Origin of the sequence: Collinsella intestinalis (assembly GCF_902501455.1) — a bacterium.
Taxonomy (GTDB): domain Bacteria; phylum Actinomycetota; class Coriobacteriia; order Coriobacteriales; family Coriobacteriaceae; genus Collinsella; species Collinsella intestinalis.
Window position 1 is genome coordinate 69,410 of record NZ_CABWIC010000007.1, and the last position, 13,676, is coordinate 83,085.

General features: G+C 64.1%; 9 protein-coding genes. 8 read left to right on the forward strand and 1 reads right to left on the reverse strand.

Annotated features, from left to right (window positions below; translation table 11 throughout):
* The first annotated feature begins 21 nt into the window (after window positions 1-21).
* From rplQ to AOBCEHNH_RS01515, 4 genes are all read left to right on the forward strand, one after another.
* A complete protein-coding gene (gene rplQ / locus AOBCEHNH_RS01500) occupies window positions 22-516 on the forward strand; it encodes a 50S ribosomal protein L17 (protein ID WP_118102736.1) in 495 nt (164 codons plus the stop codon).
* Between the two features lie 91 nt (window positions 517-607).
* A complete protein-coding gene (locus AOBCEHNH_RS01505; protein WP_152062873.1) occupies window positions 608-2,860 on the forward strand; it encodes an ATP-binding cassette domain-containing protein in 2,253 nt (750 codons plus the stop codon).
* Between the two features lie 20 nt (window positions 2,861-2,880).
* Window positions 2,881-3,735 (forward strand): tRNA pseudouridine(38-40) synthase TruA, encoded by an 855-nt coding sequence (truA, locus tag AOBCEHNH_RS01510; protein ID WP_226803179.1) that lies wholly within the window; start codon window positions 2,881-2,883, stop codon window positions 3,733-3,735.
* Window positions 3,736-3,899: 164 nt separating this feature from the next.
* Window positions 3,900-4,337, forward strand: coding sequence for an arginine repressor (locus AOBCEHNH_RS01515; RefSeq protein WP_039910324.1), 438 nt, complete (start codon window positions 3,900-3,902; stop codon window positions 4,335-4,337).
* A gap of 285 nt (window positions 4,338-4,622) precedes the next feature.
* On the opposite strand, the gene AOBCEHNH_RS01520 is transcribed toward AOBCEHNH_RS01515, so the two are convergent.
* Window positions 4,623-6,764: a transglycosylase domain-containing protein gene (locus AOBCEHNH_RS01520; RefSeq protein ID WP_193221135.1), complete on the reverse strand. Its 2,142-nt coding sequence runs from the start codon at window positions 6,762-6,764 to the stop codon at window positions 4,623-4,625.
* 138 nt (window positions 6,765-6,902) lie between these two features.
* Between AOBCEHNH_RS01520 and AOBCEHNH_RS01525 the strand changes: the two genes are divergently transcribed.
* From AOBCEHNH_RS01525 to AOBCEHNH_RS01540, 4 genes are all read left to right on the forward strand, one after another.
* Window positions 6,903-9,083 carry a U32 family peptidase gene (locus AOBCEHNH_RS01525; RefSeq protein ID WP_152062874.1) on the forward strand — a complete coding sequence of 727 codons (2,181 nt, stop codon included), beginning with the start codon at window positions 6,903-6,905 and terminating at the stop codon, window positions 9,081-9,083.
* A 199-nt stretch (window positions 9,084-9,282) separates the two neighbouring features.
* Entirely contained in the window at window positions 9,283-10,497 is a 1,215-nt protein-coding gene (gene tyrS / locus AOBCEHNH_RS01530; RefSeq protein WP_006723016.1) for a tyrosine--tRNA ligase, read from the forward strand.
* 256 nt (window positions 10,498-10,753) lie between these two features.
* Complete coding sequence (locus AOBCEHNH_RS01535) at window positions 10,754-12,595, forward strand: adenine deaminase (protein ID WP_152062875.1); 1,842 nt, start codon at window positions 10,754-10,756, stop codon at window positions 12,593-12,595.
* A 169-nt stretch (window positions 12,596-12,764) separates the two neighbouring features.
* Entirely contained in the window at window positions 12,765-13,565 is an 801-nt protein-coding gene (locus AOBCEHNH_RS01540; RefSeq protein ID WP_152062876.1) for a Cof-type HAD-IIB family hydrolase, read from the forward strand.
* Window positions 13,566-13,676 lie beyond the last annotated feature (111 nt).

Genomic DNA, 13,676 nt, shown 5'->3' on the forward strand with positions numbered 1-13,676 from the left:
GTATTAGAGGAGAACCAGACCATGCGTCACAACAAGAAGAAGGGCCTGAAGCTCGGCACCGATGCCAGCCACACCAAGGCCATGAAGAAGAGCCTTGCCAAGGCGCTCTTCGAGAACGATCGCATCAAGACCACCGAGACCCGCGCCAAGGCGCTGCGCAGCTACGCCGAGCCCATCATCACCTGGGCCAAGAAGGGCGACCTGCACTCTCGTCGTCTCGCCATCGCCAAGCTCGGCGACAAGAACCTCGTCGCTGAGATCTTCGACAAGGCCGCTCAGGGCATGTGGGCCGACCGCAACGGCGGTTACACCCGCATCATGAAGCTCGGCCCGCGCAAGGGCGACTGCGCCGAGATGGTCATCATCGAGATCGTCTCCGAGCCCTGCACCCCCAAGGCCAAGAAGGCTGCTCCGGCCAAGAAGGCCGCTGCCCCCAAGGTCGTTGAGGCCGAGGAGGCTGCCGAGGTCGTCGAGACCGAGGCTGCCGAGGCTCCGGCTGAGGAGTCCGCTGAGTAGCTCATGCTACTTTGCTAGCTGCATACGAGGGCGGTTCTTCGGAACCGCCCTTTTTCGTATCCTGCATTGGTTTAGATTTGAGGGGAGTGACATGATCGACCTGCATGGGGTGTCTATTGCCTACGACGGCACCGCCGTGATTAACGGAATGTCCTTCAACATCGCTCCTGGAGAGATTGTTGCCCTGGTGGGGGAGAACGGATGTGGCAAGTCCACGCTTGGGCGCGCCATATGTGCAGCTCAGCTCGTTGACGGAGGTGCCGTGGTTGTTGACGGTCACGACCCTTCCGCCAGTGAGCTGGAACGCTTGCGCGTGCGCGAGCTGGTTGGCTACGTCCGACAGGATCCGCTCGATCAAATCGTCTCGTCGCTCGTTTTCGATGAGGTTGCGTTTGGACCTCGGAACCTCGGCATCGATGAAGACGAGGTTGCCCGTCGCGTCGACGAGGCCCTGGAATTGTCATTGCTTCACGGATTTGACCAGCGGGTAACAACAGAACTCTCCGGTGGTGAGCAGCAACGTCTTGCACTCGCCGGTGTGCTGGCAATGCGCCCGCGCTATCTGGTGCTCGACGAGCCTACCTCCCAACTTGACCCTCGCTCCCGTGAGCTTATGCGCGGCCTGTTCACCGCGCTCTCCCATGAACGCGGGTTGGGCCTCGTCCTCATAACCCATGATGACGACGAGATAGCGCTGGCTGATAGGGTCATCGTGTGTGACGGATCCGTTGCTCGCGGTTCGGCCTGTGGTGAGGCTCATTCTGGCGCCGAGACCCGCATCGAAGCTGGCTTACGAGTCGACGTTGGACGACGAGTCACTGGCGGAGCTGCAAGAGAGACCGTAGTGTCGCTCGATGGCGTTGTATCCTCTCGCGGCGGTCGAACGGTTCTCGACGGCGTGGACCTTGATCTGCACGCCGGTGAGCTTGTGATACTCGCCGGCGCGTCCGGCGCTGGAAAATCTACGCTCTCCTCCCTCGCTGCCGGTCTGCTCGAGCCCGATGCAGGCACTGTGCGTGTATGCGGGCATGCCGCGACGCCGGGGATGGTGGGAGTGGCGTTTCAGCAGCCGGAGGCGCAGTTCTTTCACGATACCGTCTTCGATGAGGTGGCCTTTGCCCCGCGCAACGCCGGCTTTGACGAGGGAGAGGTCCGCGTGCTTGTGGAGCGGTCCATCGGGGCGGTCGGGCTTCCTGTGGAAGTTCTTGAACGCTCTCCGTTTGAGCTTTCGGGTGGCCAGGCGCGCCGCGTGGCAATCGCCTCGGTCATTGCTTTGGATGCGCCGGCTTACATCTTCGATGAGCCGAGCGCTGCTCTTGACGCGGAGGGCCGTTCATTCATCAATCGACTCGCCTGTGAACTCGTCAATGAGGGACGCGCGGTGCTCGTTGTCACGCACGATCTGCCGGAGTGGGAGCGTCTTGCCGACCGTGTGCTCGTGCTGGAGGGCGGTGTGCTTCGCCCAGATCATCTTGAGGGCACTCAGGCCCGTGCTGCCCATGCCGACGAGCCATCGGCCCTCAAGAGGCCTTCTGCGCGTTCTCAGGCTCCTATGGGGCCATTTGGCGGTTATGTGGCGGGTACCCTGCTCGCCCATGTCGATGCGCGCGTTAAGATCGCGGTGCTCCTTGTCGCCACGCTGGGCGTCTTTACCGCTGCCGATGCGTGGGAGTGGTGCTTCTGGTTCGCCGCGCTTGCGGTCACGGTGTTCAGTGCGCGCATGGGCGCTCGCGATGTTTTGCGCGGCATGCGGCCCGTCGCCATCATCTTGATGTTTACGCTTGTGGCCAATCTCGTCTCATGCGACGGACATGGAGCGGTGCCGCTTGCGGGTCCCGCACGTCTCGATCCTGCCGGCGGGATGAGGGGCGTCACCGCCGTCGTGCGCATTTTGATTCTTGTGGGATTTTCCCTCGCGGTTTCGTCTTCAACCACCGCCACACAGATCAGCGATGCGGTCGTGCGCCTGCTTCGTCCCCTTGCGCATTTCGGCATGCCCGTGGCCGCCCTCGGAACGGTGCTGTCGCTGGCTTTGCGATTTATACCCTTGGTGAGCGAAGAGCTCGGCCGTATCCGTCTGGCGCAGCGCGCCCGCGGGGCCCGCTTCGATGAGGGCGGTCTTGTCGAGCGCATTCGCATATGGGGGTCGGTGCTCACACCGCTCGTGGTGGGCCTGTTCCGTCGTGCCGACCGTCTCGCCGAGGCCATGTCGGCCCGTTGCTACGATGCGTCTTCCGAAGGGCGGCTGCCCGTACCGCGACCGCTCGGCCGCCGTGACCGAGCGTTGCTTGTGGTCTCTCTGACGTCCATGGCGGCAGTGATCGCCGTTTCTTTGATAGGATGAGCCCGATGAAAGGGGATTCCATGACCAAGACCGCCACCGTTGACGCCTTGTCCGTGTCCGGGGCCTATCCGGCTGTCGATGAGCTCGATGGGACGCTCGTATTCCGCCTGGGTTATGACGGTGCCGCCTTCAGCGGATTTGCCGAGCAGCCCGAGGGCCTGAGGACCGTGGCGGGCGAGGTTCGAAGGGCGCTCGAGACGTTCTTGCGCCGACCTGTCGATTTGACGTGCGCCGGTCGTACGGATGCCGGTGTTCACGCCGTATCGCAGTATGTGAGCATTCCCGCGCATGCCGATGAGCTTGCCATCACGCATGCCCGTTGGATGCGCGCCATGGCGGCCTTGCTGCCCTCCGATATCGCCTTGAACGCCGTATATCATGCGCGCCCGGGGTTCTCCGCCCGTTTTGACGCTCGCTCGCGTACCTACACGTATCGCATCGTCACGGGGGATGCGCGTCCGCTGCTCACGCGATCCGTCACGTGGTGGCATCGACTGCCGCTCGATATGGATGCCATGGAGCGTGCCGCGGCGTGCCTGGTGGGAGAGCATGATTTCAAGAGCTTCTGCAAGACATCCTCCGCTATCGACAAGCCCACGTGCCGCAATGTCATCGCCGTCTCGTTTGAGCGGGCATCGGCATTGGGGGAGGAGCACATCGCCTTTACTATCACCGGCAATGCCTTTCTGCATTCGATGGTGCGGACGATCGTGGGCAGCCTGGTCGAGGTCGGGGCGGGTCGAAGGGACGAGCGCTGGCTTTCCGACGCCCTGGCCGCCTGCGACCGCCGGGCCGCGGGCCCGACGGCGCCTGCACGCGGCCTGTGTTTCATGGACGTCGCCTATGACGAGGGTGCTCTGACATCGTGCCCGTAGGCCCTTGGAATCGTAAATTTTGCAACATTATTCACCTTGTGCTTATCAATTGAGCATTCTATGCAAGAATGGTTCAAGCATAAGTAAGAAGAGGTTCGAGAGGGCCTGAGTTACGGGCGTGTTCCGCTGCAAGCGGCGCGCCCGCAATGGGGACGGTGATTTCCATGGCTAAGAAACGCAACGGTCGTCAAGACGCTATCCGCGAGATCGTGCGCACTGCGGATGTTCGCACGCAGCGAATGCTCGTCGATGAGCTCAAGGCGTGCGGTTTCGACTGCACCCAGGCGACCGTGTCGCGCGATATCGCCGACATGGGCCTGCACAAGCTTCCTGAGGGCATGTACGTCTTGGCGGAGGACCTGCATCTGCAGCGCATGGTCTCCGAGCTGGTGATCGGCGTGCAGCGCACTGAGAATCTCGTGATCATCAAGGCTCAGCCCGGTACGGCTCTCGGCATCGCCGCGGCCATCGATGCGGCCGAGCTGCCCGATGTCCTCGGTTCGCTTGCCGGCAACGACACCATCCTTGTCATTACGCGGACTGCCTCCGACGGCGAGCAGTTCGAGCTCATGATCGGCAAGCTGAGGAGCGTGCGCAAGTGAGCCCCATGATCGTGCACACCGTGCTGTTCACTTTGCTTGTGGTCCTTCCCATCGCCCTTATCGCGCTGCTCGTATCCTATTGGCGCCGTTCGAGGTAGGTCGCGTGAGGAACGGTCGGTTGGCGTAGCGCACGTGCGGGTCTTAGGTGCCCGGTGCGCCTGTCACGCTGCCGGCTCGTTTCCTGCCGCGTGCCCATGACGGCCCTGGAGCTGCAATATGGATTGATATGAAATCGCCCCCGTCGCATGGCGGGGGCGATTTGCGTGTACCTGTGCAGGGTGCGTGCTATTGGGGCGTCGTGGGGGTTGTTCCGCCGGTCTCGGGGGCAGGAGTCACGGGAGGCTGCGGGGTCACGGGAGGCTGCGGGGTCGTGGGGGTCTGAGGCTGCTCCTCCTGAGCCTCGTCATCTCCAGACTCCTCCTCTTGCTGAGCTTCTTCCTCGGCCTGCTGCTGTGCGGCGAGCTCCCCGGAGGACTTGGTGTGGGAGAACTTCCACTCGCTGTTGGGCTTGTACTCGGGCGTCGGACCCTCGGGGAATTCCTCTCGGGGCGTGTCGGCCAGGACGGCCTTCATGAAGGCCTTGAAGACGGGCAGGGTCATCGTGCTGTTGTTGACGTTCTTGATGGGCGTGTTCGTGCCGGAGTGGCCGACCCAGATCGAGACGGAGAGCTGGGGGGTGTAGCCGCAGAACCACAGGTCCGTGGTGTCGGAGGCAGTACCGGCGGTTCCCGTCTTGCCGGCGATGGGCTGCTTGATCCAGGGGTTGCCGGTAACGCCGGTGCCGCCACGCTCCATGACGGTTTCGAGGACCTCGGTCACGGCCGCGGCATCGCCGGCGGTGAGGGCCTGGGTCTTCTCGTCCTTGTGCGTGTACACGACCTCGCCGGTGCGCGACTTGATCTCGGTGATGGCAACGGGTGCGCGGTGCTCTCCGCCGTTGGCGAAGGAAGCGTAAGCGTTAGCCATTTGCAGCGTCGTGACGTCGCCGGTGCCCAACGTCATCGAGAGGACGTCGTGCATCGAGGAGGTGTCCAGACCGAGGCTCTTGCAGGTCTGCAGGATGTTCTGATTGCCGATGGTCTCGGCCAGCTGCACGTAGCCGGTGTTGGAAGACACAGCGGTCGCGGAGGCAAGGGAGCGGTACCCGTAGTTGTGATTACCAATGTTCTGGATCTTGATGTCCTCGCCACCGGGATTGTCCCAGTACATGGGGGACTCGCAGTTGATGGTGATGTTGGGATTCACACCCATCTTGATGGCGGTGGCCAGGGTGAAACTCTTGAAGGAGGACCCGGGCTGGCGTTTGGCGGTCGCATGGTTGACGTGGTTGGGGTCGGCATTGTAATCGCGGCCGCCGACCATGGCCTTGATGTGACCGGTTTTGGGGTCGACCACGCTCATGCCGATCTGCAGGTCGTTTGCGGCAGGGTACTTGTTGATGTTCTCGACGGCAGCGGTCTCGGCGGCCTGCTGGATCGCGGGGTCGATGGTGGTGGTCACGGTGAGGCCGCCCTTGAACAGGACGTCGGTGGAGAACTCCTCCTGCAGCAGGGATTTCACGTAGTCGACGAAGTAGGGATGCGCGTACACGGAGATGCCGGTGTCGGAGGTCTCGGTGACGTTGAGTGCGAGCGGCTCGGCTACGGCGGCGTCGTACTCATCCTGGGAGATGGTCCCGATGCGCAGCATGTTGCCGAGAACCTTGTTGCGGCGGTCGACGGCCACATCGGGGTTGACGGTGGGGTCGTAGTACGAGGGCGAGTTGGGCAGGCCGATGAGCAGCGCGGCCTCGGCGAGCGTGAGCTCGCTGGCATTCTTGGAGAGGTACGTCTTGGAGGCGGCCTGGATGCCGTAAGCTCCATGTCCGTAGTAGATGGTATTGAGGTACATCATGAGGATTTCGTCCTTGGAGAAGATCTTCTCCATCTCCATGGCGATGAAAGCCTCGCGCACCTTGCGCTCGATGGTCTGGTCAAACTGCTCTTCGGACAGGATGGTGTTGCGCACGAGCTGCTGGGTGATGGTCGAGGCGCCTTCGGATCGGCCGGAGAGCTGTGCCAGGACGGCGCGTCCGATGCCGATGATGTCGACGCCGTTGTGCTCGTAGAAACGCTCGTCCTCGACGTCGACGGTGCCCTTGAGGACCCACTCGGAGACCTTGTCGGCCGTGACGCTCTCACGATTCTGGACGAAGAACGTGGCGATTTCGGTGCCCTGGGAGTCCAGGATATGCGTGGGCTCGCTCACGAGGTACTCGTCGGCATCCGTGTAATCGGGGAGATCGGAGAGCCAACGGTTGATGTTGCCGAGCATGCCGATACCGAACGCGATGCCGGCGACGAGGAGAAAGCCCAGCACGGAGAAGAGCACGACGGGGGTGGCGTGCGTTTTTGCGCGAGAGCGCGCATGACGCTGGCGAGGACCCATAGTTGACCTCCTGTGATCCAATCGGGCGAGGAGCCCGGTCACGTACACATAGATAGCTGGTACGATACCGCATGCGAGGACCAGCGCCCGCGTGGCGTCGGGTTCTTAAGCTAAATTACATGCTGGGAAAGGGCGAATATGGTTGAGCTTTTGGCGCCTGCGGGCACTCCCGACGCGTTGCGGGCGGCGATAGCCGCCGGCGCCGATGCCGTTTACGTGGGGCTCGGATCGTTCAACGCGCGTGCGGCCAACGGGGGCTTCTCGCTTGCGGAGCTCTCTTCGGCGTGCGTGCTGGCGCACGCCCACGGGGCGCGTGTCTACGTGACACTCAACGTGTACGTGCGGGATGACGAGCTCGGCGATGCCGTGGCGCTGGCGGGCAGCGCGCTTGCCGCGGGCGCCGACGCCCTAATCGTCGCGGATATGGGCCTCATTGCTCGTATTCGAGCCGCGTTGCCCGATGCCGAGCTGCATCTGTCCACCCAGGCGGGCGCGCAGTGTGCCGCCGCCGTGGACTTTGCCGCGCGCGAGCTCGGGGTCGAGCGCGTGACGTGCGCCCGTGAACTGTCGGTGGCCGAGTTGGCCGAGCTGTGCGCCACGGGCGTTGAGATCGAGGCGTTCTGTCACGGGGCGATTTGCATCTGCTATTCCGGAGCCTGCTCATATTCAGCTTTGATGCGGGGCCGTTCGGCAAATCGAGGCGACTGCACCCAGCCATGTCGCCTGGCTTATGAGTTGCAGGATGGCTCGGGCGCGGTCCTTGCGGGTGGTGCCTGGGAACGCGGGCGTGCGGCGGAAGAGCAGGCGATGCGCCCCGATGGCGATCGCCTGCTGTGCCCACACGATTACCTTGGTATCCGGCATATCGCCGAAATGCTTGAGGCGGGTGTCTCGGCATTCAAGATCGAGGGCCGCATGAAGAGCCCCGACTATGTGTACAACGTGGTTCGTTGCTATCGCGAGGCGCTTGATGCCGCTTTGGCGGGTCGACCGCTCAGCGATATCGAACTCGACGGGTTGGAGGCGTGCCTGGCACGTTCGTTCAGCCGCGGTTTCACCTCGGGATACCTCGAGGGCGGGCACGCTGCCACCGGCAGCGACCTCATGAGTGTCGAGCGCGCTATCAACCAGGGCCTGCGGGCCGGCCGTGTTGTGGAGCCGCGCTACGAGGGGGCGCTGGTGGCGTTCGACTGCGAGGTGGCTGCCGGTGACATGCTCGAGATTCGCTCGACCCCCGGCCCCGATGCGCCGGCCGACGTCCCCAAGCGCTGGCCGATCGTTCCGTGCCCGCGCGATGTGGCTTCGGGAGAGGAAGTGCTCATCCCCTGCAAGCGAAAGGTCGAGGCAGGCAGCGCCGTGCACGTGGTCCGCTCGGCGGGCACGATTTTGGAGGCCGAGGCCGCGGTGCGGGAGATGCGCGAAGAGGAGGTCCGCCTGGCCGCCGCAGAATCCGGGGGCGTGACGCCCGAGGCGTGTCTCGAGGCGTCGGAAGCCGGTGCCGGACGTGAAGGGATTGCTGTCAGCGAGTTGGGCGTCGACTGTGCGTCTGCCGAGCCCGCTCGCTTTGCCCATGCTCGCCGTCGCCGAGAAAATGGGGCGGTGGTCGAACCGGGCGCGGGCGGTGCGTGCGCGGTCGAGCCGAGCGCGGGCTGTGCTTGCAAATCGCCTCATACCGCTGTCGACCTCGGCGAAGTTTGCCGACTCGAGGACCTCGAGGGCGTGCGAGCCGCTTGTGAGCGTGTCGTTCGCGGAGAAGCCCCCGCCGTCGTGGTTCGCAACATCGGTCAGATTCCGACGGTTCGTGCTGCCGGCGTACCCTGGGAGGTGGGGTCGCCGCTGCAGGTGTGGAACGCCGAGACTGCCCGCGTCCTGGTCCGACTCGGTGCGCGTCGCGCTTGGCTCCCCGAGGAGCTCACAATGGAGGACCTCGCGTCGGTTAGGGCTCAGATGGAGGACCCCGCGTCGGGTGACCCTGCGACGGAAGGCCCCGCGCCGGGGGAGCTCGCGTCGGCTCGGATGCATTGTGCCGGTGCGGCGGGTGCCTCATCTGCGGAGTCTGCGGGGAGTCCTCACGCCGTCGAGCGCCATTCGGGCGACCTCGTCGACATCGCAGCGGACGGCTCGACGCCCCTCATGATCACAGAGCACTGCCTGCTTACTGCCGAGGGCCCATGTTCGAACAACTGTCCCACCTGCCCGCGCCGCCTCGCGAGTCAGACGGGCGATCGCTTCCTCGTCGAGCTCGATCGCAAAAGCTCGGGAGCGCGCCTTACCGTGCGTGTGGATGAGAAGGGCAGGACGCGCCTGTATCGCATGTGACGACGGTGCCGCCCGTGATGGGGTCGGCGTCGCATGGTGTGCCCGGCGCAGGCGTGGGCGCTCGTGTCACGGGTGATTGCAGACGCTCGTTCAGTTCGGCTAAACTTAACTAATCTGTCGTTTCTCAGCACCGCCCGTTCGCGCCATCCGGGCGCGGTCGCGGCGAGGGTGCTATGACCCTCCAGGAAAGGTGCATCTCATGTTGCCCGTAGACGAGCAAATGCGCATCATCACCTCTGGCGCTTCCAAGATCGTGCCCGAGGCCGACCTCAAGAAGAAGCTCGAGCGCGGCGTGCCGCTCAACATCAAGCTGGGCGTCGACCCCACGAGCCCGGACCTTCACCTCGGCCATGCCGTCCCGCTGCGCAAGATGCGCCAGTTCCAGGACCTCGGCCACCGCGTGACCCTCATCATCGGCAACGGCACCGCCACCATCGGCGACCCGTCCGGCAAGAACTCCACGCGCCCGCAGCTCACCCAGGAGGAGGTCGAGGCCAACGCCGCGACTTATGTCTCCCAGGCCATGAAGATCCTCGACCCCGAGAAGACGACCATCGTCCACAACGGTGACTGGATGTTCCCCATGGACCTCAAGGAGCTTCTCTCCATCGCCTCCAAGTTCACCGTCGCCCGCATTCTCGAGCGCGATGACTTTACCAAGCGCTATCAGTCCCAGACGCCCATCGCGCTGCACGAGTTCCTGTACCCCATCATGCAGGCGTACGACTCGGTCAAGATCGAGGCCGACGTCGAGATGGGCGGCAGCGACCAGCTCTTCAACCTCCTCGCCGGCCGTGAGCTCATGGAGAAGATGGGCATGGAGCCGCAGATCGCGCTTACCATGCCGCTGCTCGAGGGCACCGATGGCACCCGCAAGATGTCCAAGTCCTACGGCAACTACATCGGCCTCACCGATGCGCCGGCCGATATGTTCGGTAAGACCATGTCGATTCCGGACGAGATGATCGGCAAGTACTATCGCCTGGCAAGCTCGCTCGCGCCCGCCGAGGTCGACGCCATCGATGCCGCGCTGGCCGACGGCTCCGCCAACCCCTACGAGCTCAAGCGCGCTCTTGGTCGTGATCTGGTGACCACCTATCACTCCGCCGAGGACGCCGTGGCGGCCGAGGCCGAGTTCGACCGCGTTCACAAGAATCACGACCTGCCCACCGACATTGCCGAGGTTTCCGTCGAGATTTCCGTCAATGACGAGGGTCTCGTGTACCTGCCCGCCGTGCTGCAGGCTGCCGGTCTGGTCCCGAGCGCCGGTCAGGCTCGTCGCGACATCGACGGCGGCGGCGTCAAGCTCGACGGCGAGGCCATCGCACCCAAGACCTACAACGTGGACCCCGCGACCCTCAAACCCGGCACGGTCCTGCAGGTCGGCAAGCGCAAGTTCGCCCGCCTGGTCTAAGCTCCGCCCTGTGTAAAAGGGGGCGGGTGCAAATTGCACATTCAAAAGGTCGATCGGTTTTCCCGGTCGACTTTTTTGTGAAATGCGGCCATTCGTCTTCGGCTCCGATGGCGGGCGGGAGCCGGTCGCGGGCGGGGAGCCGATGACGGGGCCTGGCCGGTAATCGGCTGGCCGGGTCCTCTTGTGCGTTTCGATTGGGCACGCGTGGGTACCATGGGTGAAATGTGAACGCGCGCGAAGGGCAGGTGCCGTGGATATGGAAACCGATCTGGTCAAACTCATGCAGGCTTTGATCGATGTGGCCGAGGGCCGTGCGCCGGCGGACCTCGTGTTCGTGAATGCGAGCATCGTCGATGTGTATCGCTTGCGCGTGGCGCGCGGACAGGTTGCGGTGAAGTTCGGTTGCATCGCGGGCGTGCTGTTCGAGGGTTGCGATTGCGAGGACGCCTCCGTTCCCGCATGGGAGGCGATGCGCGTCGTCGACTGCCAGGGCCGTTACCTCGCCCCTGGCTTCATCGATGGCCACCTGCATATCGAGAGCTCGAATATCCGCCCGGCCGAGTATGCCCGCATGGCCCTCTCCCGTGGCACCACCACCGCCATCGCCGACAGCCACGAGATCGCCAACGTGTGCGGCCTCGACGGCCTTGCGTTCATGATTGAGGACGCCTCGCGCGCGCCGCTCGACATTAAGTTCATGATGCCCTCCTGTGTTCCCGCCCTTCCCGACGAGCAGGCGGGTGCGGTCATTACTGCGGCGGATATGCGGGCCTTCATGGACGAACATCGCGGCGCGATCTTCGGCCTGGGCGAGATGATGAACCTCCCCGGGGTCTTTGGCGCCGACGAGGAGACATGCCGCCGCATCGCGGTCGGCGCGCAGACCGTCTCCGGCCAGGTGGATGGTCATGCGCCCATGACGGCGGGCAACGACCTCAACGCCTATGTCGCGGCCGGTGTCATCGCCGACCACGAGAACACGGGGGTGGAGGAGGCGCTCGACGAGCTCTCCCGCGGCATGTACGTGATGCTTCGCGAGGGCACCTGCAGTCACGACCTCGCCAGCCTCGCCCCGATCATCCTCGAGAATCCCGCGCTCGCGCGTCGCTGCTGTTTTGCGACGGACGACCGCGCCCCCTCGGACGCACTCAATATCGGCATGATCGATAACGCTTGCCGCGTGGCGGTCGAGGAGGGGATCGACCCGGTGCTCGCCATCTCCATGGCGACGCTCTCCACGGCGGACGTCTTCGGCTTCGACCACGGCACGCTGTGCGCGCAGGTCCGCCGTGGCGCGATCGCTCCGGGCAAGCGCGCCGACATCTTGCTGCTCGACGACCTCGCGTTCACCGCGCCACCGCATCGCGTGTACAGTGCGGGCGAGCTCGTCGCCGAGGACGGCGCCTTTGTGGGACGCGTCGCCCCGGTTGCCTCGCGCTGCGGCCTGCTTGAGCTGGAGGGCCGCCTGCGCGATACCGTCCATCTGCCCAAGCTCTCACTCGATGTCTTTTCCTATGAATTTCGCCCCGGCGAGGCCGTCATCGACGTGCTTCCCGGCAACGCCGTCACCGGCACGGCGCATCCGGAAACGGATGAGGGCCTGCGCCGCATCATGCTCATTGAGCGTCATGGCCGCGGCGTCGCGGCACAAGGGGCCGGCGTGGACGGCGGCGGGCCTGCGGGCGCGGGGCTGGCGGGAAAGCACATCGGCCAAGGTTGGGTGCGCGGTTTTACCATCACGGGCGGGGCCATCGCGAGCACCATCGGACACGATTCGCATAATGTCTGCGTGGTGGGAGACAACCCGGCGGACATGCTCGCGGCTGTCGAGGCCGTGGGGCAAGGTGGCTTCGTTCTCGTGCGGGACGGCGAGGTCGTCGCCAAGATCGACCTGCCGCTCGGCGGCCTCATGAGCGATAAGACGGCGGAAGAAGTCGCCCGCGAGCACGATTCCTTCATGGGGGCGGCCCGCGCGATGGGCATCGAGCCTCCACTCGACCCGATCATGGGCATGATCTTCCTGCCGCTGCCCGTCATTCCCACCCTGCGCATCAGGCCCGAGGGCATGTTCGACGTGACCAGGTTCCAGTACGCATAGGGGATTGAAGCGCCTTGAGCGAGCGCCCTGAGCTGCCCTCGGTTTGAAGCTCCTTTGATGGGGGCTGCTTGCGACGTGGCCGACTGGGTACCCTAAGGTGAAGCCGCAGGATCCTCGCGATTGCGTCTGCCGACGCGCGGACCTGCCGATATTTTGGGAGGTCACACGTATGGCCAGCAAGATAAAACTCATCGCCTCCGATATGGATGGCACGCTCCTCGACGAAAACGGCCAAGTGCCGCCGGAGACGTTCGACCTCATCCTCGCCCTGAGGGAGCGCGGCGTGCGTTTCGTCGCGAGCTCCGGGCGCCGGTACGATCGCCTCTGCGATTTTTTCTCTCCGGTGAAGGACCATATGGATTTTGTCGCGTCCAACGGCGCCCAGGTCTTTGCCGATGGCGTACAGATCGATCGCGAGGTCTATTCGCACCTTGCGATTCGTCGGCTCGCCAAGACGGTCGCCATGTTCCCCAACATGCACCTGGCGCTGTTCGACCGGACCAAGTCCTATCTTCTCGACGATGAGGACAAGTTCGTGCGCGAAGTCGATAAGGACCTGCCCAATGTCGAGCGTATCTACGAGCTGCCCTCGCCGCAGGTGAGCATCATCAAAGCGAGTATCTTCTGCGATGACGGCAACGTGATGGACAACGCCTACGTGCTCCAGCGCGAGCTCGGTGGCCTTTTCACGTTCGCCCCCTCGGGTAGTTCCTACATCGACGCCATGCAGCCAGGCATATCGAAGGCATCGGGCATCGCCCAGGTCATGGAGTATCACGGTATCGATGCGTCCGAGGTCATGGCGTTCGGCGACGCGATGAACGACTATGAGATCATCCGCTTTGTGGGGACGGGCTGTGCGATGGCGAACGGAAGACCCGCCTTGCGCGCCGTGGCAGATCGCGTGATCGGCAGCAATGTCGAGCATGCGGTGCAGTCCGAGATGCGACGCGTTCTCGAATCTCTGTAACGGGCGAGAGCCTTCGCCCCCTCGACCGTGGATTGTACGTGGTCGGAGGCGAAATCGGATAGACTAGGAGCACTGCATCGCAATGGAGTGCGCTTCACCACAAGGTCGATT